Origin of the sequence: Streptomyces sp. NBC_01723 (genome assembly GCF_036246005.1) — a bacterium.
Lineage (GTDB): Bacteria > Actinomycetota > Actinomycetes > Streptomycetales > Streptomycetaceae > Streptomyces.
Window position 1 is genome coordinate 3,980,713 of the sequence record NZ_CP109171.1, and the last position, 26,206, is coordinate 4,006,918.

Here is a 26,206-nt window from a genome sequence, read left to right on the forward strand (position 1 = left end):
AACCGGGGCAACGGCGCCCCGGCGGCGTTCAGTACGGCGCCTCCCACCACACCGTCGTGCCGCCGCCGTCCGCCCCGATGCCCGGGCCGAGCCCACTGGTGCCGCCGACCGTCTCGGCGCGGCGCTCCAGATTGTGCAGGCCGCTGCGCCGGCCGCCCTCGGGGATGCCGACACCGTCGTCCGCGACGGTCAGCCGCACGCCGGGCCGCCCGTCCGGCAGGGTCGCCGTCGCGTCCACGGCCACCTCGATCCGGGTGGCGTGGGCGTGCCGGAAGGCGTTGGACAGGGTCTCGCGCAGTGCGGCGATGAGATTCTTGCCGGTCAGCTCGCCGACGGCGGTGTCGACCGGGCCGACGAAGCGGTGCGCGGGCGTGAAGCCCAGCGGTACGGCGGCCATGGTGATCTCGCGCAGCATGCGGGTGCGCAGCCCCGCGGGTGCCTCGGCGGGCTGCTGCAGGGCGAAGATCGCCGAGCGGATCTCCTGGATCGTGACGTCGAGTTCGTCGACTGCGCCGCCGACGCCGTCGCGCACCTCGGGCGCCACCGCCCTGCGCTGGGCGCTCTCCAGCATCATCCCCGTCGCGAACAGCCGCTGGATGACGAGGTCGTGCAGGTCCCGGGCGATGCGGTCCCGGTCCTCGTACACGGCGAGCCGTTCCCGGTCGCGCTGGGCGTCGGCCATCATCAGCGCCAGCGCGGCCTGCGCGGCGAACTGGTCGCCGAGCGCGCGCTCCGTCCGCGTGAACGGGCGCTCCCCCCGGGCGCGGGGCATGACGAGGCCGCCGAGGATACGCCCGTCCCGGCACAGCGGCAGCAGCATGATCGGCCCGTAGGCGCGCACCGGTCCGGCGTCCAGACGCGGGTCGGTGGCGGCGTCGTCCACGAACACGGGACGGCCGGCGAGGAGTTCGGCGACGATGCCGTTCTCCGGTGGAATGACCTTGCCGAGGGCGTTCGTGCGGTGCGGTGCGGCGACCGCCACGATCTCCAGGCCGCCCCCGTCGGCGGGCAGCAGCACGATGCCGGCGGCCGCTCCGGAGAGCCGGCGGGCCTGCTCGGCGACGGTCTGGAGGGCGTCGTCGGTGTCACCGCCGGACAGCAGCGCCGTGGTGACGGCGACCGACCCGTCGATCCACCGCTCCCGCTGCTGTGCGGCCTCGTACAGTCGCGCGTTGCCGATGGCGATACCGGCCTCGGTGGCCAGGACCCGGACCATGGCGAGGTCGTAGTCGTTGAACGGCTCGCCCGTGTGCTTGTCGGTCAGGTAGAGGTTGCCGAAGACCTCCTCCTGCACCCGGATGGGGACCCCGAGGAAGCTCCGCATCGGAGGGTGGTTCTCGGGGAAGCCGCACGCGCGCGGATCCTCGGTCAGGTCGGTGAGCCGGACCGGCTCGGGGTCGACCATGAGGGCGCCGAGCAGCCCTTTGCGGCCGTCGGGGAGGTGGCCGACGCGCCGGACGGTCATCTCGTCGAGGCCGTGGTGCACGAAGTCGGCGAGTCCGTCCCCGTCCTCGTCGACGACTCCGATGGCCGCGTACCGGGCGTTCGCCAGGTCGGCGGCCGTCTCGCAGATCCGGTTCAGCGTGGAGTGCAGCTCCAGTCCACTGCCGACGGAGCGCATCGCCTCCAGCAGTTTCGGCACCCGGGCCAGGAGCTCGGCGGAGGCACCCTCGCGGGGCGGCGGGGGGCCGGGGGGCGGCGCTGGGTGCATGACCCGAGCCTAATGAGACCCTTTTGTTCAGGAAAGTCGGATTACCGAAGAATTTCTTGACCGTGCTCACACCCGTGCCCGCGCCCGTGCCTGTGACCGCGCCTACGGCCGTGTCTCTGGCACCAGCAGCTCCGCCGCCGCCTCGCGCCCGGCCATCTCCCGCAGCGGGCCCGGCACGGCCGCCAGTTCCGCGTACGTCCCCCGCTGCACGACCCGGCCCCGGTCCAGCACGAGCACCTCGTCCACGGCCCGCAAGCCCGCCAGCCGGTGCGTGATCAGCAGGGTCGTCCGGCCCTCGGTGGCGGCCAGCAGATCGGCGGTGAGCGCGTCCGCGGTCGGCAGGTCGAGGTGTTCGGCGGGCTCGTCGAGCACCAGGACCGGGAAGTCGGCGAGCAGCGCCCGGGCCAGGGCCAGCCGCTGCCGCTGGCCGCCGGACAGCCTGGCACCGTGCGCACCGACCAGGGTGTCCAGGCCATCGGGCAGGCTGTCGGCCCACTCCAGCAGCCGGGCCCGGGCCAGCGCGTCCCGCAGTGCGCCCTCGGTGGCGTCCTTCCTGGCCAGCAGCAGGTTCTCGCGCACCGAGCTGTCGAAGAGGTGCGCGTCCTGGGCGCACAGCCCGACGAGGTGCCGCACGTCGTCGCCGGCCAGGGCGTACGCGTCCACCCCGGCCAGCGTGTAGGAGCCGGCGTCCGCGTCGAGGAAGCGCAGCAGCGTCTGGGCGAGCGTGGTCTTGCCGGAGCCGGACGGCCCGACCACGGCGACGCGGCGGCCCTCGGCGAGCGTGAGGTCCAGGCCCGCCAGGGCGTCCCGGTCCTGCCCGGCGTGCCGTGCGGCCAGTCCCCTGAGGACGACCGGGAACGGCGAGGAGGGAGCCTGCCGGGGTGCCTCCGGCTCCCGTACCGGCTCGGGGGCGTCGAGGACCTCGTACACGCGCTCGGCGCTCCTGCGCACCCGCTGCCGGTACTGCACGGCCAGCGGCAGCCCGAGTACGGCCTCGAAGGCGGCCAGCGGCGTGAGGACGACGACGGCCATGGCCACGCCGGCGAGCCGGCCGTCGGCCACCGCCTGGGCGCCGACGAGGGCGGCGCCCGCGACGGTCAGGCCGGAGATCAGCGCGGTGAGTCCGTCGCCCAGCGCGGTGGCGGTGGCGGCGCGGGAGGCGATCCGGGTGAGCGTGCCGTCGGCCCGGCGTGCCTCCGCGGCCCGGCCGGGCAGGGCTCCGGCGACGGTCAGCTCCGCGGTGCCGGTCAGCAGGTCGGCCACCCGGGTGGCCAGCACGCCCCGCGCGGGGGCGAGCCTGCGCTCGGCCCGCCGGGCCACCGCCCCGGTCACCAGCGGGACGCCGGCACCGGCCGCCAGCAGACCGGCCGCGAGGACCGCACCGGCCTCCGGCAGCAGCCAGGCCGTGAACCCGACCGAGGCGGCGGAGACGACGACCGCGCCACCGGCGGGCAACAGCCATCGCAGCCAGTAGTCCTGAAGGGCGTCGACATCGGCGACGAGCCGGGACAGCAGGTCGCCCCGGCGGGTGCGGCGAAGTCCCGCGGGCGCCAGCCGCTCCAGCCGCCGGTACACGGCGACCCGGGTGTCGGCCAGCATCCGCAGCACGGCGTCGTGCGTCACGAGCCGCTCCGCGTAGCGGAACACGGCCCGCCCGATCCCGAAGGCCCGCGTCGCCGTGACGGCCACCATCAGGTACAGCACCGGCGGCTGTTCGGAGGCCCGCGAGATGAGGTACCCGGAGGTGGCCATCAGGCCCACGGCACTGCCCAGCGCCAGGCTGCCGAGCAGCAGCCCGAGGGCGAGCCGCCCGCGCCGGGCGGCGGACATGGCACGGACCCTGGCGAGGACACCGCCCCGGGCCTCCACCACGGGCGCCGGGACGTCCGGAGCGACGGGAACAGCGGAGGCGGGCTCCTCGGCACCACGCCCGTCCGGTACGGGAAGGGCGCCGTCGGACAGGTCGGCGGGCGCCGGCTCCGCGAGCCGCACCACCCGGTCGGCCACCTCCAGCAGCGCCGGACGGTGCACCACCAGCAGCACCGTCCGCCCCTCCGCCAGCCTGCGCACGGCGGCCACGACCTCGGCTTCGGTGGCCCCGTCCAGGGCCGCCGTCGGCTCGTCCAGCAGCAGCACCGGCCGGTCCGCGAGGAACGCCCGGGCCAGCGCGAGCCGCTGCCGCTGCCCGGCGGACAGCCCCGTCCCGTCCTCGCCGAGGACGGTCCCCGTGCCGTCGGGCAGCGCATCCACGAACTCCAGCGCGCCCGCGTCCCGCAGCGCCCGGCATACGGCGAGGTCGTCGGCGTCGGGCCGGGCCAGGCGTACGTTCTCCGCGATGGTCCCGGCGTACAGGTGCGGGTGCTGCGGCACCCAGGCGACCTGGGCGTGCCACTGCGCCGGGTCGAGCGAGGAGAGATCGGTCCCGCCGATCCGGATCCGCCCCGCGCTCGGGGTCACGAAGCCGAGGAGGGCGTTGAGCAGCGTCGACTTGCCCGCCCCGCTCGGGCCGACGAGCGCGACGGTCTCCCCGGGCTCGACGGTGAGGCTCACGTTGGTGACGGCGTCTACGGAGCGTCCGGGGTAGCGGACCGTGACGTCCTCGAAGGCGAGGGCGCCGTGGGCCGGAATCGGGGCGTTCCCGGATGCCGGTACGGGCCGTTCCAGGACCTCGAAGATCTCCTCGGCGGCGGCGAGCCCCTCGGCGGCCGCGTGGTACTGCGCCCCCACCTGCCGCAGGGGCAGGTAGGCCTCGGGCGCGAGGACGAGGACGACCAGGCCGTCGTACAGGGCCATGTCCCCGTGGACGAGCCGCATGCCGATGGTGACCGCCACGAGGGCCACGGACAGGGTGGCGAGCAGTTCCAGCGCGAAGGACGACAGGAAGGCGATCCGCAGCGTCCGCATGGTCGCCTGCCGGTACTCATCGGTGATGCGCTTGATCGACTCGGCCTGGGCCTTGGCCCGTCCGAAGACCTTCAGCGTCGGCAGTCCCGCGACCACGTCCAGGAAGTGCCCGGACAGCCGGGACAGCAGGCGCCACTGGCGGTCCATTCGGGACTGGGTGGCCCAGCCGATCAGCACCATGAAGACCGGGATGAGCGGCAGGGTCCCGACGATGATGGCCGCCGAGACCCAGTCCTCGGTGACGATGCGGGCCAGCACCGCCACGGGTACGACCACCGCGAGGCCCAACTGCGGGAGATAGCGCGAGAAGTAGTCGTCGAGGGCGTCGACGCCCCGGGTGGCCAGGGCGACCAGCGAGCCGGTCCGCTGTCCGCTCAGCCAGCCGGGGCCCAGCGCGGTGGCCCGCTCCAGCAGCCGGCCCCGCAGCTCCGACTTCACCGCCGCGCTCGCGCGGTGGGCGGCCAGTTCGGTGAGCCAGCCGACCAGCGCGCGACCACACGCCACGGCGACCAACAGGAGCAGGGGAGTGCGGAGTTCGGCGGCGGTCATGGAGTGCTGGAAGGCGCCCACCACCACCTCGGCGATGAGCATTGCCTGCGCGACGAGCAGTCCCGCCCCGACGGCTCCCAGGACGACGACGGCCGTGAGGAAGAGCCGGGTGGCGCGGGCGTACCGCAGAAGACGTGGATCGATGGGTTTCACGTGAAACAGTCCTCCCGGCCACTCAGTGCTGGGCGTCGGCGAGGTGCTGGGTGCCGATGCGCTTGCGGAACACCCAGTACGTCCAGCCCTGGTAGAGCAGGACGACCGGTGTGGCGATCACGGCCAGCCAGGTCATGATCTTCAGCGTGTAGGCGCTCGAGGACGCGTTGGTGACGGTGAGGCTCCAGTCCGGGTTGAGCGTGGACGGCATGACGTTCGGGAAGAGCGTCAGGAAGAGCATCGCCACGGCGGCGACGATGGTGCCGCCGGAGAGCGCGAACGACCAGCCCTCCCGCCCGGCCTGGTTCGCCACCAGGGCCGCGACCAGGGCGGCGACGGCCACCACGAGGGCGACCAGGCTCTTGCCGTTCCCGCTGTGAGCCTGCGTCCAGACCAGGAAGACCAGGGCCAGCACGGCCGTGACCAGCCCGACCCGCAGCGCCAGGACCCGCGCGCGCTCTCGGATCTCACCGACGGTCTTGAGGGCGGTGAACACCGTTCCGTGGAAGGTGAACAGGGTCAACGTGACCAGTCCGCCCAGCAGCGCGTACGGGTTGAGCAGCTCCCAGACGGTGCCGACGTACTCCAGGTCCCGGTCGATCTTGACCCCGTGGACGATGTTGCCGAAGGCCACGCCCCACAGGAACGCCGGGATCAGCGAGGTCCAGAAGATCGCGGTTTCCCAGTTGCGCTGCCAGTTCTCCTCGGGCCGCTTCACGCGGTACTCGAAGGCGACACCCCGGACGATCAGGCAGACCAGGATGACCAGCAGCGGAAGGTAGAAGCCGGAGAAGAGCGTGGCGTACCACTCGGGGAAGGCGGCGAAGGTGGCGCCGCCGGCGGTGAGCAGCCACACCTCGTTGCCGTCCCACACGGGGCCGATGGTGTTGATCAGCACCCGCTTCTCGGGCCGGTTCCGGGCGAGCAGTCTGGTGAGCACGCCGACCCCGAAGTCGAAGCCCTCCAGGAAGAAGTAGCCGGTCCACAGGACGGCGATCAGAACGAACCAGACGTCGTGCAGTTCCATGACTGTGCAGCTCCCTCGGCCTAGTACGAGAAGGCCATCGGCTTGTCGGCGTCACGGAGGTCGCCGCCGATCTTCTTGGGCGGGTTGAGGTCGGCCTCGGTCAGCTCGGGCGGACCCGCCTTGACGTACTTCGCCAGCAGCTTGACCTCGATGACGGCCAGGACGGCGTAGAGCAGGGTGAAGACGGACATCGAGATGATGACCTCGGTGGTGGAGACACCGGGGGAGACCGCGTCCCGGGTCTGCATCACGCCGTAGACCACCCAGGGCTGGCGGCCCATCTCGGTGAAGATCCAGCCCCAGGAGTTGGCGATCAGCGGGAAGGCCATCGTCCAGAGCGCCAGCAGCCAGTACATGCGCGTGAGCCTCGCCCCGAGCGGCTTCTTCAGCAGCACCAGTCGCGGCACTTCGTCCTCCCCGGTGCGCAGCGGAGCGGGCAGCAGGAACCTCTTACGGGTCAGCCACAGGCCCAGCAGGCCGAGGGAGAAGGAGGCCATGCCGAAGCCGATCATCCAGCGGAAGCCCCAGTAGGCGACGGGGACGATGGGCTTGTAGTCACCGGGGCCGTACTTCTCCTGGAGGGCCTTGTTGGTGTCGTTGATGCCGGGCACGTAGGACTCGAAGTCGCTGTGCGCCAGGAAGGACAGCAGTCCGGGGATCTCCAGGGCGACCTTGTTGTGCCCCTTGTCGACGTCCCCGTAGGCGAACACCGAGAAGGGAGCCGGCTTCTCGCCGTCCCACAGGGCCTCGGCAGCGGCCATCTTCATCGGCTGCTGCTCGTACATGACCTTGCCGAGGGTGTCGCCGCTGACCGCGGTGAGCACGCCGCCGACCGCCAGGGTGACCAGGCCGAGCCGCAGCGAGGTCCGCATCACCGGGATGTGCTTCTTGCGCATCAGGTGGAAGGCGGCGATGCCGACCATGAAGGCACCGCCCGTCAGGAAGGCCGCCGAGAAGCTGTGGAAGACCTGGTTGAGGGTGGTGTTCTGGGTGAGGACCTGCCAGAAGTCGGTGAGTTCGGCGCGGCCCTTCTCCTCGTTGATCCGGTAGCCGACGGGGTGCTGCATCCAGGAGTTGGCCGCGAGGATGAAGTACGCCGACAGCAGGGTTCCGATCGAGACCATCCAGATGCAGGCCAGGTGGATCTTCTTGGGCAGCTTGTCCCAGCCGAAGATCCACAGACCGATGAAGGTGGACTCGAAGAAGAAGGCGATCAGCGCCTCGAAGGCGAGTGGGGCACCGAAGACGTCACCGACGAAGCGCGAGTAGTCGGACCAGTTCATGCCGAACTGGAACTCCTGCACGATGCCGGTGACGACACCCATGGCGATGTTGATCAGGAAGAGCTTGCCCCAGAACTTGGTGGCCCTGAGGTACTTCTCCTTCTCCGTGCGGACCCATGCGGTCTGCAGCCCGGCCGTCAGGGCGGCCAGTGAGATCGTCAGCGGGACGAACAGGAAGTGGTAGACGGTCGTGATGCCGAATTGCCACCGCGCCAGGGTCTCCGGCGCCAGAGCCATGTCCACGTCGTCACTCTCCTTACCTCGCCACATCGCCGTGGTCAGCGGCGTTTTGAACGTGTTTGTCACACCCAACGCGGGCGCAACCGGGACACGCTTGTGAACGCGTTCACATTCACAAGCAATTATGACCTACCGCTTTTCGACACCGGAAGGGGGGTCCCCTGTGACGTCAACCCCTTGGCAGGGACTTCAACATATTGTTGAATCCGCCGCATGCAGATTCGGATCTCCTGGCCTGCGGGACACCTCACCGCGGCACTCGACGACACCCCGACCACGCAGGCGCTTCTCAAGGCCCTGCCGCTCACCGCCTCCGCCCACACCTGGGGCGAGGAGGTGTACTTCGACACAGGTGTGTCGGTTTCACGTGAAACGGACGCCCGGGAGGTCGTCGAGCCGGGCACGGTCGCCTTCTGGACCGACGGGGACGCCCTGGCCCTCCCCTACGGACCCACACCGATCTCGCGAGGCGACGAGTGCCGCCTCGCGAGTCCGTGCAACGTCATGGGCCGCCTCGACGGCGACCCGCGCCTCCTGGCCACGGTGCGCAACGGCGACCCGGTACGCGTCGAGCGCGTGGACGCCTGACGGCGTATCCCGGTCCGCCGCCTGACCTGCGGATCCCTCTGACCTACAGCTCCTTGCGGAACGCTTCCGACACCTTCAGGAAGATGTCGTTCGCCTCGCTCTCTCCGACCGTGACCCGCACACCCTCGCCAGGGAACGGTCGGACGACCGCGCCGGCCTGCTCGCACGCGTTCGCGAAGGCGACCGTGTTCTCCCCCAGCCGCAGCCACACGAAGTTGGCCTGGGTCTCCGGCACCGTCCAGCCCTGTGCGCGCAACGCGTCGACCACGCGCGTGCGCTCGCACACCAGCGACCCGACCCGGCCGATCAGCTCGTCCTCGGCGCGCAGCGAGGCGATCGCCGCCTCCTGCGCGATCTGGCTCACCCCGAAGGGCACCGCGGTCTTGCGCAGCGCCGCCGCCACCGGCTCGTGCGCGATCGCGAACCCGACCCGCAGCCCTGCGAGGCCGTACGCCTTGGAGAAGGTGCGCAGGACGCAGACGTTGGGCCGCCCCCGGTAGATCTCGACGCCGTCCGGCACCTCGGGGTCGCGGATGAACTCGCGGTAGGCCTCGTCCAGTACCACCAGCACATCGCTCGGCACCCGGTCGAGGAAGCGCTCCAGCTCGGCCCGCCGCACCACCGTGCCGGTCGGGTTGTTGGGGTTGCAGACGAAGATCAGCCGGGTCCGGTCGGTGATCGCGTCCGCCATCGCATCCAGGTCGTGCACGTCACCCGGGGTCAGCGGGACCTTCACGGACGTCGCGCCGCTGATCTGGGTGATGATCGGGTACGCCTCGAAGGAGCGCCAGGCGTAGATCACCTCGTCGCCCGGGCCCGAGGTCGCCTGGATCAGCTGCTGCGCCACGCCGACCGACCCGGTGCCGGTGGCCAGGTGGGTGAGGGGCACACCGAAGCGGTCCGACAGCTCGCTCATCAGGGACGTACAGGCCATGTCCGGGTACCGGTTGAAGGACGCGGCGGCGGCCGTCACCGACTCCATGACACCCGGCAGGGGCGGATAGGGGTTCTCGTTGGAGGACAGCTTGTAGGCCACCGGGCCGTCGGCCGCGGCGGGCTTGCCCGGCTTGTAGGTGGGAATTCCCTCCAGCTCGGCGCGCAGCTTGGGGCTCGTCTCGCTCACCGCAGTCCTCCTCATGACCACCACCGGCATCGAATACTTCTCACCCTATGAGGATTCGCCGCCGCTGCGTATAGGTGAGGCCAGACCTCCTCCGTCACACTGGCAACAGGGGCATCAGGGTATGAAGGCGCACGATTCGGGGGGCGCGCCGCACATATATCTACGCGCCGGTGGCTCGCGCCGTGGCGCGCATCACCCGTGCAGGTGAGTTGAGACCTCTTCGCAACATCCGCTCCATGGCAGGCCCTCACTGGTCGGCACACCAGGTACTGGCATGGCTGGGCCCAACTAGCTTGCTTTCCAAGGCCGTTCTGCGTTAATGATCATGCAGAAACGTGACTGTCAACGCGTGCATATGCGTCCGCCCTACCCCACCCCATGAGCCCTACTATCGGCTCGCCATGACAGCAGCAGGGAAGCACCAGGTGAGCCGCGCGGAAACCTCACGTCGAGGCAGCCGGCCGGGCCGGGCGGGCATCAGGGACGTGGCCGCCGCCGCCGGAGTATCCATCACTACCGTCTCCGACGCACTCAACGGCAAGGGCAGACTCCCGGATGCCACCCGGCGCCATGTGCGCGAGGTCGCCGACCGTCTGGGCTACCGGCCCTCGGCCGCCGCCCGCACGCTCCGCACCGGCAAGTCCGGACTCATCGGCCTGACCGTGACGACGTACGGGGATGAACCTTTCACCTTCACCGAGTTCGCGTACTTCGCGGAGATGGCGCGCGCCGCCACCTCCGCCGCGCTCGCCCGCGGCTACGCCCTCGTGATCCTCCCGGCGACCTCCCGCCACGACGTGTGGTCCAACGTCGCTCTCGACGGGACGGTCGTCATCGACCCCTCGGACCACGACCCGGTCGTCACCGAACTGGTCCGCCAGGGCTTACCGGTCGTCTCCGACGGCCGCCCGGCCGGCACGCTCCCCGTCACGGCGTGGGTGGACAACGACCACGAGGCGGCCGTCCTCGGCATCCTCGACCACCTCGCCGACGCCGGCGCCCGCAGGATCGGCCTGCTCACCGGCACCACGACGGACACGTACACCCATCTGTCGACCACCGCCTACCTGCGCTGGTGCGAGCGCGTCGGGCAGGACCCGGTCTACGAGGCCTACCCCGCCCACGACCCGTGCGCCGGCGCGGTCGCCGCCGACCGGCTGCTGGCCCGCCCCGACCGGCCCGACGCCGTCTACGGCCTGTTCGACCCGAACGGGACCGACCTCCTCGCCGCCGCCCGCCGCTACGGACTGCGCGTCCCCGAGGACCTGCTGCTGGTCTGCTGCAGCGAGTCCACCGTGTACGCCAGCACCGAGCCGCCCATCACCACCCTCTCGCTCAAACCCCGCCGCATCGGTACGGCCGTGATCCAGGTGCTGATCGACGCGATCGAGGGGCTGCACGCGGACCAGCCGGTCGAGCAGGTCATACCGACCGAACTGATCGTGCGCACGTCCTCGCAGCGCCGCCCGCCCCGGACGACGGTCAGCCCGCCGCGATCACCGGAGAGCGACTAGGAGCGCGCCGGTCCACGCGCTCGGCGCGTACGACGTCGCGCCCCGGTCCGAAACGGGGCGCAAAGGGGCGGCGCACAGGGCGCGCGGAAGGCGGCGAACGCCACACCCGGCACGCTCACAACACGGCCGGACGGCATTCATGGACGGGCGAAGACCGGCCCAATCGGGGCGAAAGCCGCGGTGAACCGGAGTCCTGTTCTGATTCACCACCCCTGGGTCATCACACAGCGCGATCCGCATTCCTATGATGGGCCCACACACCGCGGGCCGCTGCGACCAGGCAGTCCGAAGCGGTGCAGATGCGGCGCGATGGTGGAGGGGTCAATGACTCAGGGGGCCGGTCAGGGACCCGAGGTGGAGCGGACCGCGACGGTGCGCGACTTCCGGGTGCCCGCTTACGTCCACGAGACCGCTCCGTATGCCGGCCCCGGCACACAGGCGGGCGAGCCCTCGCCGCCCTCGGAGGAGGGGTCCGAGGAGCCCTACCCGGAGGGGTACACGCCCACGCAACGGGATCTGCCCGTCATCCGTCGGGGTGACACGGTTCAGGTGCCCGTCGACCCCGAGCCGATCCAGGTGGGGCAGGCCGTCACCGGCCAGGGTCCGCTCTTCGTCGTGGGCGACGTGCACGGCTACCTCGACGAGCTGCTCGCCGCGCTGCGTGAGAAGGGCCTCGTCGACGCCGACGGCAAGTGGTGCGCGGGCACCTCACGCCTGTGGTTCCTCGGCGACTTCACCGACCGCGGCCCGGACGGCATCGGCGTCATCGACCTGGTGATGCGGCTGTCCGCCGAGGCCGCCGCGGCCGGCGGCTACTGCAAGGCGCTGATGGGCAACCACGAGCTGCTGCTGCTCGGCGCCAAGCGGTTCGGCGACACGCCGGTCAACTCCGGCGCCGGCACCGCCACCTTCCAGGCGGCCTGGCTGCTGAACGGCGGCCAGAAGACCGACATGGACCGTCTCCAGGATCACCACTTGCAGTGGATGGCCCGCCTCGACGCCCTCGAAGAGGTCGACGACCACCTCTTGGTCCACTCCGACACCACCACCTACCTCGACTACGGCCGCTCCATCGAAGAGGTCAACGACACCGTCCGCGAGACCCTCACCCGTAACGACGCGGAAGAGGTCTGGGACCTGTTCCGCAAGTTCACCAAGCGCTTCTCCTTCCGCGACGAGGGCGGCGCCGAGGCCGTGCGCTCACTGCTGGATACGTACGGCGGCACCCGGATCGTTCACGGACACAGCCCCATCCCCTACCTGCTGGGCGAGGTCGGCTCCGAGGACGGCGAGGACGACACCCGTACGGCGGTCGAGGGACCCCACGTCTACGCGGACGGGCTGGCCATCGCGATGGACGGCGGCGTGACCATGGCCGGAAAGTTGCTGGTCCAGCAACTTCCGCTGGACGACTGACCGTTCGGCGGACGAGCGTTTCGACGGCGGGACCCGTATGGGACGGCACCCAATTTCTGGAAACCCCCTGTCACCCTCCACCGTCACCGCTCTACCATCGGCTTATCCGTAGCAGGCTCCCCTCCGTTTCTGCCCGACGGCTCGTTGGCATGCGAGCCCCAAGCCCTACGGAGCATCGGGGGATGCACATGAACAGCGTTCCGCAGCACCTGTCCAACGAGGACCGCCAAGAGTACGAGCGGATCCTCGACGAGGCGCTGCGCTCCGCACCACACCGCCCGGAACTGGCCGCTGTCGGACAGCGGCTCAACTCCGAACAACTGCGCACCATGGCACTCAACGCGACCGCCCTCATCACGGCGGCGGCCACCACCGAGTACCAGCACTACGTGAAGGCCCGCGAGGAACTGCGCCATCCCGCGCCGTCCGCCACGTCGCCCGCCACGCGCGAGTCCGGCTCCGAGGAGCAGGGCAGCAACGCGGTGGGACTCGCCGCCACCATGGGGGAGGTGGCCGAGGCGACCGGTGCGGGGGCCGTCGCCGTCGTCGCCGTCCTGGCACCCGTCCTGGCCGGCACCGCCGCGGCGATCTTCCTGCTCGTCGGCTACATCCTGAAGATGCTGGATCCGGGGCAGGCCTTCGCGCAGACCATGCTCACCACGGGATGGATGTTCGGCGCCGTGACCGCGGTGGCGATCCTCGTCGCCGCGGTGGGGCTGCTGATCACCGCGCTGCGCAACCGGCCGTCCGCCGAGTCCGGCTCCTACGGCGTACTCGACGAGGAAGTGGCCCGGGCCAGGGACGCCTGGCACGACGCCCTGCTGGAACGCGGCATCCTGCCCTTCCTGCAGGAGGCGCTGGGTAACCCGGGCACTGCGGCACTGCACCGCACGGGACCGAAGGCCCCGAGCAGCCGCATGCCGCACCTCGGATACGGCCGGCCCGGGTTCACCAGTCCCGACGGCGGCACCGAGACCGGTCACCGTCCGAGCTACTCCAGCCCGGACTACAGCAGCCCGGACTTCGGAGGTCCGGAACACCGGCCCGAGTAGCCACCGGTCCGGGCGGGCGACGCGTCAGAGGATGCCCGCCCGGCCGGCGGCCGTGATCCAGGACGGAAACTCGGACAGCAGGCGGTCGTAGAGCTCCGGGTCCGGCACGGTGGCGATGTCGTCCACGGCGAAGAAGCCGACGTTGTCGACGCGGCGGCCCGTCAGGGTGTCGAAACGCTCCAGCACGCCGTACTTGGCCCGGCCCAGCCCCACGAACTGCCAGAAGACCGGCTCCTCCACCGCCTCCCGCAGCTCCCGCTCGATCTCGGCGTCGCGGTACACACCGCCGTCGGAGAAGAACAGGACCAGGGTCGGAACGGGTGCCGGATTCTCCCGGACGAAGGCACGGACCTGGGCGATCACCTTCTGCTCCTCGTTCTGGATCCCGACCGCCCGCATGTCGACCTGCCGGGGGTCCAGACCCTTCTTCCGGCCGCGGCGGAAGAGGCTGATCTCCCCCACGCGAACGTGCAGCCGCAGCCACTCGGGCAGCTCGCCCAGGAGCAGGTCGGGCAGGCGTGCCGGATTCGAGGCGAAGGTCCATGCCTGCATCTCGCCGTCGTCGTCCAACTGTGCGGCGACGGCGGCCATCCGCTCCACGACGTCCGCCACGACGCCCTTGGAGTAGAGGAACGACATGGAACCGGAGGCGTCCAGTACGAGGATGACGCGCGCGGTGACGCCGACCGCGCCGTGCTTGCGCAGGCTGACGGCGACCTGCTCCTTGCGCAGGGACAGCCGCTTGCGCATGTCCACGGGCAGCTGTTCCTCGCCCTTGGTGAGGCGCGTCGGCCCGGCGGATGCGGTCGGCGGTGGGGACAGGGGCTGAGGGGGTGGCGTCGGCGTCGGCGTCGGTGTCGGTGTCGGTGTCGGTGTCGGGGGAGCGTCGTCGTCCACGGTGATGCCGAAGTCGGTGGCGAGCCCCGCGAGTCCGGCGGCGTACCCCTGCCCGACCGCGCGGAACTTCCACTTCCCCTGCCGCCGGTACAGCTCGCCGCCGACCAAGGCGGTCTCCGTCCCGGCGGTCATGTCGAACCGGGCCAGCTCGGTGCCGGAGGCGGCGTCCAGCAACCGCAGCGACAGCCCCGGCACGTTGCCGAACGTCCCGCCGTCCGCCGAGGCGCACAGCGCGATACGGTCGACGGCCGGCTCCACCGAGACCAGGTCCACCTCCACCGCGTCGACGGTGGCCCCGGGCTGCGCGCCGGTCCGCTTGCTCAGGTGCCCCACCGCGCCGGAGGCGTGCCGGGGCTGGTTGTAGAAGACCAGGTCACCGTCGTCCCGCACCCGCCCGGCCGAGGTGAGCAGCAGCGCGGAGACGTCGATGTCGGGCACGCCGGGCCCTGCGGTCCACACGAGTTCGACCCGCACTGCGGGGGAGTCGACGGCGAGGTTGGCACCCTTGCTCAGAGAGGTGGCTGTCATACCCCCAGTCTGCCGAGCCGGACCCGTCGGCGGGGAGAGGGCGGACCGGCCGTCCGCCCTCCCCACCGCACGGTGACGCACTCGGCTGGTCAGTCCGCGAGTGGCAGGTACACGCGGTTGCCGGCGGCCGCGAACTCCTTCGACTTCTGGGCCATGCCCTCCTCGATCTCGGCCGCGCTTCCCCCGTGTTCGCGGCGGATGTCGTGCGAGATCTTCATCGAACAGAACTTCGGCCCGCACATCGAGCAGAAGTGGGCCGTCTTGGCGGGCTCGGCCGGCAGGGTCTCGTCGTGGAACTCCCGTGCCGTGTCCGGGTCGAGGGCCAGGTTGAACTGGTCCTCCCACCGGAACTCGAAACGGGCGTCGGACAGCGCGTCGTCCCACTCCTGCGCACCTGGGTGACCCTTGGCGAGGTCGGCGGCATGGGCGGCGATCTTGTAGGTGATGACGCCGGTCTTGACGTCGTCACGGTTGGGCAGGCCCAAGTGCTCCTTGGGCGTGACGTAGCAGAGCATGGCCGTGCCCCACCAGGCGATCATCGCGGCACCGATGCCGGAGGTGATGTGGTCGTACGCCGGCGCGACGTCCGTGGTCAGCGGGCCGAGCGTATAGAACGGAGCTTCATCGCAGATCTCCTGCTGAAGGTCGATGTTCTCCTTGATCTTGTGCATCGGGACGTGTCCCGGGCCCTCGATCATGGTCTGCACGTTCAAACGCTTGGCGGTCCGGTTGAGTTCCCCGAGCGTGCGCAACTCGGCGAACTGCGCCTCGTCGTTGGCGTCCGCGATGGAGCCCGGCCGCAGGCCGTCGCCGAGGGAGTACGTGACGTCGTACGCGGCGAGGATCTCGCAGAGTTCCTCGAAGTTCTCGTACAGGAACGACTCCCTGTGGTGCGCCAGACACCACGCCGCCATGATCGAGCCGCCGCGCGAGACGATGCCGGTCTTGCGGTTCGCGGTCAGCGGCACGTAGGCCAGGCGCACTCCCGCGTGGACCGTCATGTAGTCCACACCCTGCTCGGCCTGTTCGATCACGGTGTCCTTGTAGACCTCCCAGGTCAGCTCCTCGGCCCGGCCGTCGACCTTTTCCAGGGCCTGGTAGAGCGGCACGGTCCCGATGGGGACGGGGGAGTTGCGCAGGACCCACTCGCGGGTGGTGTGGATGTTGCGGCCGGTGGAGAGGTCCATGACCGTGTCGGCGCCCCACCGGGTCGCCCAGGTCATCTTGTCGACCTCCTCCTCGATGGAGGACGTCACCGCCGAGTTGCCGATGTTGGCGTTGACCTTCACCAGGAAACGCTTGCCGATGATCATCGGCTCGATCTCGGGGTGGTTGACGTTGGCCGGCAGTACGGCACGGCCCGCGGCGATCTCCTCGCGGACGACCTCCGGCGAGACGTTCTCCCGGACGGCCACGTACTCCATCTCGGGCGTGATCTCGCCCCGGCGGGCATACGCGAGCTGCGTCACCGCGGTGCCGCCCCGGCCCCGGCGGGGCTGCCGCGGCCGTCCGGGGAAGACGGCGTCGAGGTTGCGCAGCCCGCCGCGCGGCGACGTGTGCTTGATGCCGTCGTCCTCGGGACGGACGGGACGGCCCGCGTACTCCTCGGTGTCGCCGCGGGCGATGATCCAGTTCTCTCGAAGCGGCGCCAGTCCCCTGCGGACGTCGGTGTCGACGAGCGGATCGGTGTACGGGCCGGAGGTGTCGTACAGCGTGACCGACTGCCCGTTGGTGAGGTGCACCTGACGGACCGGCACCCGCAGGTCGGGGCGCGAGCCCTCGACGTATGCCTTGTGCCAGCCGATGGACTTCCCGGCCTCAGCGATCTCCTCCTGGGAGGAGTTCTGCGTGGAGGCAGGCGTGCGTGCGTCCTTGATGGTCATGAGACCTACTCCCTACGCCGGCATTACCCGGTAACAGGTTCGGCGGTCGACGCAGCGGATTCCGTCCGCCGACGCTTCGTGGGATACATCACTCGACTTCGGTGACGTTTCCCGTGAAACATCGCTGGGACGGAGGTCAGCGCCCTCTCAGCCCGGTGCTCCGAGCTCCCGCGTGTACAAAGGTGTCTCCACGCTAACGCCCATTCGGGCGCGGTGAACAGAGGGCCCTCCTTGTTCTTGCGATGATCGGTCGGTGACCACACCGCAGCATCCCTCCTTTCCGCCGCACGATCCCCGCCGCGGACCGCACGCCGAAGAGGGCGCCGTCCGTGGAGCCGGCGACCACGGACACGGCCACGGTGGCGGCGGCCACGGGCCCGGAGCGGGCGGCGGCCACGGGCACGGGGCAGGAGGAGGTCGCGGGCACGGTGCCGGAGGAGGTCACGGTGCCGGAGGAGGTCACGGTGCCGGAGGAGGTCACGGTGCCGGAGGAGGTCACGGGCACTCGCACAGTCATGGCCCCGCGGCGCCCGTCTCCCGGCATCTGCGGAAGGTCATCGCCGCGATCCTGATCCCGTTCACCGCGGCGGTCCTGGTCGGGCTCGCCGTCCTGTGGCCGGGCGGCGCGCCGCCGCACGAGCGCACCGGCGTCGGCTTCGACCGGCAGACGCAGCAGGCCACCGTGACCAAGGTGGTGGAACTGAGCTGCCAGTCCGTCAACGCCTCGGGCTCCACACCCACCGGCGACACCTCCACCGCCGAGGGCTCCTCCGCCGTGCAGCAGGCCAACGGCGAGTGCAAGCGGGCGACGATCCGCGTGGACAGCGGCAAGGACAAGGGCCGCACGTTCGAGGAGGTCGTGCAGCCGGACCAGTCGCGCCAGTTGCACGAGGGCCAGGAGGTCGTGGTCGCCTACGAGCCCTCCGCACCGCGAGACCTGCAGTACTCGGTGACCGACGTCAACCGCCGGCTTCCCCTCGCCCTGCTCGCCGGCATCTTCGCGCTGGCCGTGGTGGTCGTCGGAAGGCTTCGGGGGCTGATGGCGCTGATCTCCCTGACGATCAGCTTTCTGCTGCTGAACTTCTTCATCCTCCCCGCGATCCTCCAGGGTTCGAACCCGTTGCTCGTCGCGGTGATCGGGTCCAGCGCCATCATGCTGATCGCGCTGTATCTGTGTCATGGCCTTTCCGCGCGCACGTCCGTGGCGGTGCTGGGCACGCTGATCTCCCTGTTGCTGATCGGCGTTCTCGGGTCGTTGTTCATCGACTGGGCGGCGCTGACCGGTAACACGGACGACAACACCGGCCTCATCCACGGCCTGTATCCGTCGATCGACATGAGCGGCCTGCTGCTCGCCGGCGTCATCATCGGTTCGCTCGGCGTCCTCGACGACGTGACGGTCACCCAGACGTCGGCGGTCTGGGAGCTGCACGAGGCCAACCCGACGATGGGCTGGCGCGGGCTGTACCGCGCGGGCATCCGCATCGGCCGCGACCACATCGCCTCGGTCGTCAACACGCTCGTGCTCGCCTACGCGGGCGCCGCGCTGCCCCTGCTCCTGCTGTTCTCGATCGCACAGAGCGGGGTGGGGACGGTCGCCAACAGTGAGTTGGTCGCGGAGGAGATCGTGCGCACCCTGGTCGGCTCGATCGGCCTGGTGGCGTCCGTGCCGGTCACCACGGCCCTCGCCGCGCTCGTCGTCTCGGCCGACCGGACGGCAGCGCAGTCCGGCGGGGCGACGCCGGGCGGGGACGCGGCCCCCGTACGCGGCGGACGCGGCCGTCGCCGCAAGCGCTGACGCGCCCCGGGCGAAGCGTTACGCCCGCACCGGGCCTGCCGTAACGGTTCAGCCCGCGCTCTGCTCCTCCGCCAAAATGCGGTCCAGCGCCTCGTCGAGGTGGGTGTCGAAGTCCTCGAGCGCGCCCTCCTGCCCCAGGGGCACCAGCTTGTCGGTGCGGTCGAGGAACGCCACCAGGGGCGCCGCCGAGGAACGGAACAGTGCCTGGTCGCCGCCGACCTGGAGGCGGATCAGCACCTCGGCCAGCGGCTCCGGCTCGACCGGTGCGATGCGCACGTCCCCGTCACCGCACGGCCGGCCCACCCCGTCGACCAGTAGCTCCCGGCCGAAGGCCCAGGTCACCGGGGCGTCCCCGGGCAGATGGAAGGTCAACCGCACGGCATAGGGATCACAGGTCGCGTAGCGCAGCTCCACCGGAATGCGGAACGAGAGCTCCTCGGAAACGAGAAAGCTCATCATGACCTCTGCCTGTACGGACTCGCCCATCGCACACCCGTCATTCGCCGTCGACTGTCCGGGAATCAAACCTCTAACACTGAGGGCATCTTGCTCAACGTACACACCAGATCACAAGGAGTGAGTTTTCAGATACTGATAGAGATCGCGAGTGACCCCAGGAGCCGCCCCACCTCGTCCTGCAGCCGCTCCGCGGCCGACAGCAGCCGGTCGGCCTGGTGAAGGGGCAGGGAGACGGCCATCGTGGCCACCGTGGTGCCGACGGTGATGGGGATCGCGGCGCACACCGTCCCCAGGGCGTACGCCTGGCGTTCGGTCACCGGAGACGTCCGCCGCATGCGCTCCAGGCGTCTCAGCAGGGCATTGCCATCACGGACCGTGTACGGCGTGAGCGACTGCACCGAGTAGCGGTTCAGGTGGTCCCGGCGGGCGTCCTCGTCCAGTTGCGACAGCAGACACTGCCCGACGGCGTGCGCGTGCCCGGTCTCGCGGAAGTCCGCCCACTCCTCGACCGCCGGGTTGCCCGGGGTGTCGGAGACGCACATGACCTCGATCTCGCCGTCGCGGTACATGGCGTAGTACACGGGGGCGCCGATCGCGTCGCGCACCTGCGCGAGCGCGTCGACCACCGTGCTGCGACGTTTCTGCGCGGCCCCGCTGCCGCCCAGCCGCTCGGCGGCGTCGCCGAGGAAGAACAGCCCCTTCTCCCGGCGCAGATAGCCCTCGTGTACCAGGGTGCGCAACAGGTGGTACGCCGTGGGGAGCGCCAGCCGGGTCTCCCGGGCCAGCTGCTTGGCGGGGGCTCCGTACTCGTGTTCCGCGACGCACTCCAGGAGACGCATCGCCCGCTGTACCGAGCCGATGAGGGTCGCCGAGGGCGGGTCGGTGGACGGGGGCGGGGGTGGTGGCGTCGAGTAGGGCTGCACGGGCAGGGCGTGCAGCGGTGCGAATGCGGTGTCAGCCGTGGCCAAGGTTCACTCCCGGGAACGCGAGGAGGCCGTCCGTGCGGGGAACACGGGTGGGGGTGGGCGCCGTTCGCGAGGTCGCCCCCGCGTGGAGTTCCGGACTCTAATCGCCGGTCACCGCCCGCCGACGGCCCGTCCGGGAAACTTCCCTCGCCCGAGGGAACCGGTGGTTCCCGTTACCGCCACCCTTGTCCCACGGCTCTCACCAGTCGCTGCGCGAGGACGAACTCGACATGAACTTGCGCACGACGTAGATCAGTCCGCCGACGAGCGCGACGAAGACCAGCAGCTTGAACAGCAGTCCGATCACGAACCCGACCACGCTGGCGATGAGCCCGCCGAACACGACCAGGGCGATGACCGGCACCGCGATCCACTTCACCCACCACGGCAGTCCCGTGAAGATCTCTCGCATGGCCCTCGTCCTTACCTTCCACCCGTTCGAGGACCGGACCCTGCGTGGGCCCGGTCTCCCGCTGGGAATGCTCTGATGTCCTGCACCCGATGCTAGGGCCGCGAAGGCCCCCGCAGGGCGCACGCACCCCTTGTCTCCCCCTGACCGTTCCCCTAGGGAACCCCGGGGCGGGGACTCAGCTCTCCGGCGGAGAGAACACCACGAGAACCCGCAGATCCTCACTGATGTGGTGGAACTTGTGGGCGACCCCGGCCGGGACGTAGACGACACTGCCGCGGGCGACCTGGGTGGTCTCCATGCCCACGGTGATCGCTGCTCGCCCGCTCACCACGAAGTACACCTCGTCCTGCGCGTGCGGGTTCTGTGGATCGGACGTGCCCGCGTCGAGGGCGTACAGGCCGACCGACATGTTCCGCTCACGCAGGAACTGCAGGTAGGCACCGTCGTTGGCGGCGCGCTCCGCCTCCAGTTCGTCCAGCCGGAATGCCTTCATCGCCTCGTCCGCCCCTGCCTCACCGTTCGTTTCCGATCGCGTCTGCCACGATCAGACACATGAAGAATTTCCTAGTCAAGACGATCGCCAACGCCGGCGCCCTCGCGGTCGCCGTATGGCTGCTCGACAAGATCACCCTGACTGGGGGCAGCACCGGTGAGAAGGCCGTCACGCTGATCGTGGTGGCGCTGGTGTTCGGCCTGGTGAACATGGTGGTGAAGCCGATCGTGCAGGTGCTCACCTTCCCCCTCTTCATCCTGACCCTCGGTCTGTTCACGCTGGTCGTCAACGCGCTCATGCTGCTGCTCACCTCATGGGTGGCCGACAAGCTCGACGTGAGTTTCCACGTCGACGGTTTCTGGACCGCCGTCCTGGGCGGACTGATCATCTCGATCGTCTCCTGGGCCCTCAACGCGTTCCTGCCCGACGGGGACCGGTCGCGATGACCTACCGCGTCTGCTTCGTGTGCACCGGCAACATCTGCCGTTCCCCGATGGCCGAGGCCGTCTTCCACGCGCGCGTGGCGGACGCCGGGCTCGACGACCTGGTGACGGTCGACAGCGCCGGCACCGGCGGCTGGCACGAGGGCGACGGGGCCGACCCGCGCACCGTGGCCGTCCTGGCGGAGCACGGGTACGACCTCGGCCACACCGCCCGGCAGTTCCAGCAGTCCTGGTTCTCCCGCCTCGACCTCGTGATCGCCCTCGACGCCGGCCATCTGCGGGCCCTGCGCCGGCTGGCGCCCACGGAGGAGGACGCGGCCAAGGTGCGCCTGCTGCGCTCCTACGATCCGGCCGCCGACGACGGTGACCTGGACGTTCCGGATCCGTACTACGGGGGCACGGACGGCTTCGAGGAGTGCCTTGAGATGGTGGAGGCGGCGAGCGGAGGACTGCTCGCCGCGGTACGCGAGCAAGTGGAGGGACGGGCGGCATGAGTGATTCCGCTACGAACGACGAGCACGGCGGGCACGGGCCGGGGACGCCCACCGGCAGCGGCGACGGCACGCGCGCGGTGCGGGCCGGGCTGCCCGAACCCGTCAAGCACGAGCCGACCCTGCCCGGTCCGGTGTTCGCCGCCCACTTCCATCTGCCCGGCGAGCCGACCGGCCCGTACACCTACGGCCGCGACGAGAACCCGACCTGGACGCACCTGGAGCGGGCCATCGGCGAGCTGGAGTCGCCCGGGCGGGAGGGCGTCGAGACGCTCGTGTTCGCCTCCGGCATGGCCGCGATCTCGTCGGTGCTCTTCTCGCAGCTGCGTGCCGGGGACGTGGTCGTGCTGCCCAGCGACGGCTACCAGGTGCTGCCGCTGGTCCGCGCCCAGCTGGAGGCGTTCGGCATCGAGGTGCGCACCGCGCCGACCGGCGGGGACGCCCAGCTCGACGTCCTGGACGGGGCGAAGCTCCTGTGGATCGAGACGCCGTCCAACCCCGGTCTCGACGTGTGCGACGTACGACGGCTCGTCGAGGCGGCCCACACGCGCGGCGCCCTGGTCGCCGTCGACAACACCCTCGCCACACCGCTCGGACAGCGCCCGCTGGAGCTCGGCGCCGACTTCTCCGTCGCCAGCGGCACCAAGCAGCTCACCGGCCACGGAGACGTCCTCCTCGGATACGTGGCGGGCCGCGACGCCGAGGCGATGACCGCCGTACGGCGCTGGCGCAAGATCGTCGGCGCGATCCCCGGCCCCATGGAGGCCTGGCTGGCGCACCGTTCGATCGCCACCCTCCAGCTGCGGGTCGACCGGCAGAACGCCACCGCGCTCCAGGTCGCCGAGGCGCTCCGGGCGCGGCCCGAGGTCACCGGTCTGCGGTACCCGGGGCTGCCCGACGACCCCTCGCACAAGATCGCCTCGCAGCAGATGCTGCGCTACGGATGCGTCGTCTCCTTCACGCTGGCCACGCGCGCACGTGCCGATCGTTTTCTCGACGCGCTGCGGCTGGTGGAGGGTGCGACGAGCTTCGGCGGGGTGCGGTCCACGGCCGAGCGGCGCGGGCGCTGGGGCGGCGACGCGGTGCCGGAGGGCTTCGTGCGGCTCTCGGTCGGCGCGGAGGACCCCGAGGACCTGGTGGCCGATCTGCTGCGCGCACTGGACGAGACCGCGGACTGAACCGCCGTACGACGGCCGTGCAACGGACGGTCCGAGCCTCCCCCCTCGTGGCTCGGACCGTCCTCCGGTTCCGCGCGCGAAGAACCGCGCGACCAAGGCTAGTTGACTCTGTGTCAGTGTCCAATCACAGTAGCGACAGCGACCTATCGACATATTTATAGTTGGCCACGCCGGGGGCCGGAGACGTTCGCAAGAGGGGGCATTCCGTGGATCTGGCCTTGCTGCGCACCTTCGTCACCGTGCACCGGGCCGGTTCCTTCACGCGTGCGGCAGCCCTGCTCGGCCTCTCACAGCCCGCCGTGACCTCGCAGATCCGCACGCTGGAGCGCCAGCTCGGCCGCCCGCTGTTCCTGCGCCAGGCCCGCGGCGTGACCCCGACGACCATCGGCGACGAACTCGCGCACAAGGCCGCACCTCATCTCGACGCCCTCGTGGAGATCGCCGAGACCGGTGTCCAGGACGACTCCTCGCTGCGGACCCTGCACCTCGCCGGGCCGCCGGAGTTCACCGCCGCGCGGGCGCTGCCCGCCCTCACCGAGCTCACCGGTGAGGACGGACAGGGCTTCGCGCTGCGCGCCTCGTTCGGGAGCGCGGAGGAGACCCTGGAGGGGCTGTCCGCCGGACACCATGATCTGGCCATCGGCACAGCGCGTCCCCGGGGTGTGCTGCTCACGGCGACTCCGCTCTGCGACGAGGAACACGTCCTGGTAGCCGCGCCGAGCTGGGCGGAGCGAGCGGGCATCGACAAGCCCCACAGCACCGACGCGCCCGCGCTGGAGCGCGTACCCGTGGTCGAGGTGCACGAGTCGCTGCCCTTCGTCGCCCGCTACTGGGCGTCCGTCTTCGACGCCCGACCCGCCGCCCCCGGCACGATCGTCGCCCCCGATCTGCGTGCCGTTCTCGCCTGCACGGTCGCCGGCGCGGGTCTCGCCGTACTGCCCCGCTATCTGTGCGCACCGGCGCTGGAGCGCGGCGACGTGGTCGCACTGCACGACCCGGCGGTACCACCGCTGCGGACGTACTTCCTGGTGGTGCGGACCGGCACGTTGGCGATGCCGCACATCGCCCGGGCCCATGAGTGGCTGCTGCGCGCGGCGGCCGACTGGAACTGAACCGACGGGCTCGCGAGCCGTGGGTGCGCGGCAATGTTTCACGTGGAACCAACCGGGCCACATTTCTCCCATGACCGTCCGACCCGTGGTCAAGCGCACCGCTCGCGCCGTTCTCCTGGACCGCGAGCACCTGATCCTGATCAAGCGCACCAAGCCCGGCGTCGATCCCTACTGGGTCACGCCCGGGGGCGGGGTCGAGCCCGAGGACGCCACCGTGGTGGACGCACTGCACCGCGAGGTGTACGAGGAACTCGGCGCCAAGATCACCGATGTCGTCCCCTGCTTCGTGGACACGGTGGAGCACATCGGCGAGGACGGCGGCGCGACCGGCGTGAAGGTGCAGCACTTCTTCGTCTGCCATCTGGGCTCCATGGACCCGGCCCTGCGGCACGGCCCGGAGGTCGACGAGCCCGCCGGCGAGTACGAGATCGTCCGGGTGCCCTTCACCCGGGTCGGGATCGCTTCGGTGCACCTGGTGCCGCTGTCGCTGCGGCACTACCTGGACGGCAACATCGAAGGGGTGCGGGCTCTGCACGCCCCCGATCTCGGCTGAGCCGCTCAGCCACGACATGGCCAAAAGCTTGCCCGTTCCCCCGGAAAGGGGTGGACGCGGACGGCCGCTGTCGGACAGCCTGACCTGCGTGCCGACACCTTCCCCCGCCTCCGCTCCGATCCGCCGTCTGACGCTCCGCGATCTCACCGCCTGCGCCGACCTGTCCGAGGACCGGGGGTGGCCGCGCGAGGAGCACAAGTGGGGGTTCCTCCTCACCGCCGGGACGGGGTACGGCATCGACGATCCCGGCGGCGGCCTCGTCGCCGCCTGCACGGTCACGGAGTACGGTCCGCACGGCCGGCCCTCCCTGGCCGCCATCGGCATGGTGCTGGTGGCCGAGCGCCACGCCCGCCGGGGCGTCGGCCGCAGGCTGATGCGCCATGTCGTCTCCGAACTGGGCACCACCCCGCTGACCCTGCACGCGACCCCGTACGGCCGGCCGCTCTACGAGGAGCTCGGTTTCAAGGTCACCGGCCGGGCGGAGATGGTCCGCGGGCGTTTCACCCCGGTGGGACCCGAGCCCGGGATCGCCACGCGGGCGGCCACGGCCGAGGACCTCACCACGATCCTCCGGCTCGACGAGGAGGTGTTCGGCGCCGACCGCACCCCTGTCGTCACGCGCCTGCCCGCCTTCGCGGACCAGCTGCGGGTCGCCGAGGAGGACGGCCGGATCATCGGGTACGCCGCGGCCTGGCCGAACATGGACACCCACGTCGTGGGCCCGCTGATCGCCCGGGACACCGAGACGGCGAAGGCGCTGATCGGTTCCCTGGCCGCCCGCACCGACCGCCCGCTGCGCACGGACATCGACGCGCGCCACGAGGAACTGCTGGCCTGGGTGCGGGAGCGCGGCCTGGCGGTGGTCGCCCCGAACGCCGTGATGACGTACGGCATCACCGAACTGCCCGGCGACTGGAACCGGCGGTTCGCGCCGCTGACGGTGGCGGCGGGCTGACCGGGGCGACCTGACCGCCTGCCGTCAGGCGAGGACCTGCACGGCGGCGGAGGCGAAGCCGTGATCCTGGTCGGGTGCGCCACCGCCCACTCCGATCGCGCCGATCAGCCGGCCCTCGCGGTGCACGGGCACACCGCCCGCGATGAACAGCAGGGGGCGGTCGAGTGCCGTGGGCAGGGTGTGGAAGAGCCCTCCGGGCTGAACGGCGTCGACGAGGTCGGCGGTGGGGGCGTTCAGCTGGAGCGCGGTGTAGGCCTTGCGGGTGCTGGTCTCGCCGGAGATCAGGACGGCACGGTCGTCGCGCCGGAAGGCGAGCAGGTGACCGCCCGCGTCGAGGACGGTGACGCTGACGGTCACCCCGGCGGCCTCGGCGGCGCGGTGGGCGGCGGTGACGAGGGATTCGGCGTCCTCGATGGTCAGCGGGGCGACAGCGGTGGTGCTCATGGGGTTACTCCTTGATCGGTGCCCGGTGGGGGCGG

The 26,206-nt window shown here is 70.8% G+C and carries 23 protein-coding genes; 11 read left to right on the top strand and 12 right to left on the bottom strand.

The features are described from left to right. Positions 1 to 28 precede the first annotated feature (28 nt). The 4 genes from OIE75_RS18315 to OIE75_RS18330 form a co-directional block, all read right to left on the bottom strand. Complete coding sequence (locus tag OIE75_RS18315) at positions 29 to 1,711, bottom strand: sensor histidine kinase (RefSeq protein ID WP_329471495.1); 1,683 nt, start codon at positions 1,709 to 1,711, stop codon at positions 29 to 31. A gap of 102 nt (positions 1,712 to 1,813) precedes the next feature. Beyond that, a complete protein-coding gene (gene cydD, locus OIE75_RS18320) occupies positions 1,814 to 5,317 on the bottom strand; it encodes a thiol reductant ABC exporter subunit CydD (RefSeq protein ID WP_329471496.1) in 3,504 nt (1,167 codons plus the stop codon). Between the two features lie 22 nt (positions 5,318 to 5,339). Next, complete coding sequence (gene cydB, locus OIE75_RS18325) at positions 5,340 to 6,344, bottom strand: cytochrome d ubiquinol oxidase subunit II (protein WP_307013691.1); 1,005 nt, start codon at positions 6,342 to 6,344, stop codon at positions 5,340 to 5,342. Positions 6,345 to 6,364: 20 nt separating this feature from the next. Then, positions 6,365 to 7,870, bottom strand: a complete 1,506-nt coding sequence (locus OIE75_RS18330; protein WP_307013692.1) for a cytochrome ubiquinol oxidase subunit I — start codon at positions 7,868 to 7,870, stop codon at positions 6,365 to 6,367. Between the two features lie 210 nt (positions 7,871 to 8,080). Between OIE75_RS18330 and OIE75_RS18335 the strand changes: the two genes are divergently transcribed. Continuing rightward, a complete protein-coding gene (locus OIE75_RS18335) occupies positions 8,081 to 8,455 on the top strand; it encodes a cyclophilin-like fold protein (protein WP_329471497.1) in 375 nt (124 codons plus the stop codon). A gap of 43 nt (positions 8,456 to 8,498) precedes the next feature. Here OIE75_RS18335 and hisC read toward each other — a convergent pair whose 3' ends face one another. Then, entirely contained in the window at positions 8,499 to 9,578 is a 1,080-nt protein-coding gene (gene hisC, locus OIE75_RS18340) for a histidinol-phosphate transaminase (RefSeq protein ID WP_307013694.1), read from the bottom strand. A 401-nt stretch (positions 9,579 to 9,979) separates the two neighbouring features. On the opposite strand from hisC, the gene OIE75_RS18345 reads away from it, so the two are divergent. The 3 genes from OIE75_RS18345 (at position 9,980) to OIE75_RS18355 (ending at position 13,560) form a co-directional block, all read left to right on the top strand. Continuing rightward, positions 9,980 to 11,092 (top strand): LacI family DNA-binding transcriptional regulator, encoded by a 1,113-nt coding sequence (locus OIE75_RS18345; protein WP_307013695.1) that lies wholly within the window; start codon positions 9,980 to 9,982, stop codon positions 11,090 to 11,092. 309 nt (positions 11,093 to 11,401) lie between these two features. Next, on the top strand, positions 11,402 to 12,508 hold the full coding sequence (locus OIE75_RS18350; RefSeq protein ID WP_329471498.1) for a metallophosphoesterase: 1,107 nt from the start codon (positions 11,402 to 11,404) through the stop codon (positions 12,506 to 12,508). A gap of 182 nt (positions 12,509 to 12,690) precedes the next feature. Further along, positions 12,691 to 13,560, top strand: coding sequence for a hypothetical protein (locus OIE75_RS18355; RefSeq protein WP_329471499.1), 870 nt, complete (start codon positions 12,691 to 12,693; stop codon positions 13,558 to 13,560). A gap of 24 nt (positions 13,561 to 13,584) precedes the next feature. Here OIE75_RS18355 and OIE75_RS18360 read toward each other — a convergent pair whose 3' ends face one another. Next, positions 13,585 to 14,985, bottom strand: a complete 1,401-nt coding sequence (locus OIE75_RS18360; protein WP_329471500.1) for a VWA domain-containing protein — start codon at positions 14,983 to 14,985, stop codon at positions 13,585 to 13,587. 89 nt (positions 14,986 to 15,074) lie between these two features. Then, positions 15,075 to 16,868 (bottom strand): phosphomethylpyrimidine synthase ThiC, encoded by a 1,794-nt coding sequence (gene thiC, locus OIE75_RS18365; protein WP_329471501.1) that lies wholly within the window; start codon positions 16,866 to 16,868, stop codon positions 15,075 to 15,077. Positions 16,869 to 17,121: 253 nt separating this feature from the next. Here thiC and OIE75_RS18370 point away from each other — a divergent pair, with 253 nt between their 5' ends. Then, complete coding sequence (locus tag OIE75_RS18370; RefSeq protein ID WP_329471502.1) at positions 17,122 to 18,666, top strand: YibE/F family protein; 1,545 nt, start codon at positions 17,122 to 17,124, stop codon at positions 18,664 to 18,666. A gap of 48 nt (positions 18,667 to 18,714) precedes the next feature. Here OIE75_RS18370 and OIE75_RS18375 read toward each other — a convergent pair whose 3' ends face one another. The 4 genes from OIE75_RS18375 to OIE75_RS18390 all read right to left on the bottom strand — a co-directional run bounded on the left by OIE75_RS18375 (position 18,715) and on the right by OIE75_RS18390 (position 20,995). Further along, complete coding sequence (locus OIE75_RS18375) at positions 18,715 to 19,152, bottom strand: SsgA family sporulation/cell division regulator (protein WP_064728775.1); 438 nt, start codon at positions 19,150 to 19,152, stop codon at positions 18,715 to 18,717. A gap of 98 nt (positions 19,153 to 19,250) precedes the next feature. Then, positions 19,251 to 19,985 carry an IclR family transcriptional regulator gene (locus OIE75_RS18380; RefSeq protein ID WP_329474013.1) on the bottom strand — a complete coding sequence of 245 codons (735 nt, stop codon included), beginning with the start codon at positions 19,983 to 19,985 and terminating at the stop codon, positions 19,251 to 19,253. Positions 19,986 to 20,289: 304 nt separating this feature from the next. Then, positions 20,290 to 20,502, bottom strand: a complete 213-nt coding sequence (locus OIE75_RS18385) for a DUF5326 family protein (protein WP_007388908.1) — start codon at positions 20,500 to 20,502, stop codon at positions 20,290 to 20,292. Positions 20,503 to 20,677: 175 nt separating this feature from the next. Beyond that, positions 20,678 to 20,995 (bottom strand): cupin domain-containing protein, encoded by a 318-nt coding sequence (locus tag OIE75_RS18390; protein ID WP_114528306.1) that lies wholly within the window; start codon positions 20,993 to 20,995, stop codon positions 20,678 to 20,680. 59 nt (positions 20,996 to 21,054) lie between these two features. Here OIE75_RS18390 and OIE75_RS18395 point away from each other — a divergent pair, with 59 nt between their 5' ends. The 6 genes from OIE75_RS18395 to OIE75_RS18420 all read left to right on the top strand — a co-directional run bounded on the left by OIE75_RS18395 (position 21,055) and on the right by OIE75_RS18420 (position 25,727). After that, a complete protein-coding gene (locus tag OIE75_RS18395; RefSeq protein WP_125491320.1) occupies positions 21,055 to 21,441 on the top strand; it encodes a phage holin family protein in 387 nt (128 codons plus the stop codon). Continuing rightward, positions 21,438 to 21,932 carry a low molecular weight protein-tyrosine-phosphatase gene (locus OIE75_RS18400; protein WP_161329460.1) on the top strand — a complete coding sequence of 165 codons (495 nt, stop codon included), beginning with the start codon at positions 21,438 to 21,440 and terminating at the stop codon, positions 21,930 to 21,932. Before OIE75_RS18395 ends, OIE75_RS18400 begins: the two co-directional genes overlap by 4 nt. Then, on the top strand, positions 21,929 to 23,107 hold the full coding sequence (locus OIE75_RS18405; protein WP_329471503.1) for a cystathionine gamma-lyase: 1,179 nt from the start codon (positions 21,929 to 21,931) through the stop codon (positions 23,105 to 23,107). The genes OIE75_RS18400 and OIE75_RS18405 overlap by 4 nt, the downstream gene beginning before the upstream one ends. Positions 23,108 to 23,313: 206 nt before the next feature. After that, positions 23,314 to 24,219, top strand: a complete 906-nt coding sequence (locus OIE75_RS18410; protein ID WP_329471504.1) for a LysR family transcriptional regulator — start codon at positions 23,314 to 23,316, stop codon at positions 24,217 to 24,219. 70 nt (positions 24,220 to 24,289) lie between these two features. Then, positions 24,290 to 24,772: an NUDIX domain-containing protein gene (locus tag OIE75_RS18415; RefSeq protein WP_122616530.1), complete on the top strand. Its 483-nt coding sequence runs from the start codon at positions 24,290 to 24,292 to the stop codon at positions 24,770 to 24,772. A gap of 88 nt (positions 24,773 to 24,860) precedes the next feature. Further along, positions 24,861 to 25,727 (top strand): GNAT family N-acetyltransferase, encoded by an 867-nt coding sequence (locus tag OIE75_RS18420; RefSeq protein WP_307013702.1) that lies wholly within the window; start codon positions 24,861 to 24,863, stop codon positions 25,725 to 25,727. A 24-nt stretch (positions 25,728 to 25,751) separates the two neighbouring features. On the opposite strand, the gene OIE75_RS18425 is transcribed toward OIE75_RS18420, so the two are convergent. Then, positions 25,752 to 26,171, bottom strand: a complete 420-nt coding sequence (locus tag OIE75_RS18425; protein WP_329471505.1) for a GlcG/HbpS family heme-binding protein — start codon at positions 26,169 to 26,171, stop codon at positions 25,752 to 25,754. Between the last annotated feature and the right edge of the window lie 35 nt (positions 26,172 to 26,206).

Bases quoted from the DNA above. Each gene is read 5' to 3' on its own strand.
- OIE75_RS18315 (WP_329471495.1), bottom strand. From the start codon at position 1,711: ATGCACCCAGCGCCGCCCCCCGGCCCCCCGCCGCCCCGCGAGGGTGCC.
- cydB (WP_307013691.1), bottom strand. From the start codon at position 6,344: ATGGAACTGCACGACGTCTGGTTCGTTCTGATCGCCGTCCTGTGGACC.
- OIE75_RS18335 (WP_329471497.1), top strand. From the start codon at position 8,081: ATGCAGATTCGGATCTCCTGGCCTGCGGGACACCTCACCGCGGCACTC.
- OIE75_RS18345 (WP_307013695.1), top strand. From the start codon at position 9,980: ATGACAGCAGCAGGGAAGCACCAGGTGAGCCGCGCGGAAACCTCACGT.
- OIE75_RS18350 (WP_329471498.1), top strand. From the start codon at position 11,402: ATGGTGGAGGGGTCAATGACTCAGGGGGCCGGTCAGGGACCCGAGGTG.
- OIE75_RS18355 (WP_329471499.1), top strand. From the start codon at position 12,691: ATGCACATGAACAGCGTTCCGCAGCACCTGTCCAACGAGGACCGCCAA.
- OIE75_RS18360 (WP_329471500.1), bottom strand. From the start codon at position 14,985: ATGACAGCCACCTCTCTGAGCAAGGGTGCCAACCTCGCCGTCGACTCC.
- thiC (WP_329471501.1), bottom strand. From the start codon at position 16,868: ATGACCATCAAGGACGCACGCACGCCTGCCTCCACGCAGAACTCCTCC.
- OIE75_RS18375 (WP_064728775.1), bottom strand. From the start codon at position 19,152: ATGGGCGAGTCCGTACAGGCAGAGGTCATGATGAGCTTTCTCGTTTCC.
- OIE75_RS18385 (WP_007388908.1), bottom strand. From the start codon at position 20,502: ATGCGAGAGATCTTCACGGGACTGCCGTGGTGGGTGAAGTGGATCGCG.
- OIE75_RS18390 (WP_114528306.1), bottom strand. From the start codon at position 20,995: ATGAAGGCATTCCGGCTGGACGAACTGGAGGCGGAGCGCGCCGCCAAC.
- OIE75_RS18395 (WP_125491320.1), top strand. From the start codon at position 21,055: ATGAAGAATTTCCTAGTCAAGACGATCGCCAACGCCGGCGCCCTCGCG.
- OIE75_RS18400 (WP_161329460.1), top strand. From the start codon at position 21,438: ATGACCTACCGCGTCTGCTTCGTGTGCACCGGCAACATCTGCCGTTCC.
- OIE75_RS18405 (WP_329471503.1), top strand. From the start codon at position 21,929: ATGAGTGATTCCGCTACGAACGACGAGCACGGCGGGCACGGGCCGGGG.
- OIE75_RS18415 (WP_122616530.1), top strand. From the start codon at position 24,290: ATGACCGTCCGACCCGTGGTCAAGCGCACCGCTCGCGCCGTTCTCCTG.
- OIE75_RS18425 (WP_329471505.1), bottom strand. From the start codon at position 26,171: ATGAGCACCACCGCTGTCGCCCCGCTGACCATCGAGGACGCCGAATCC.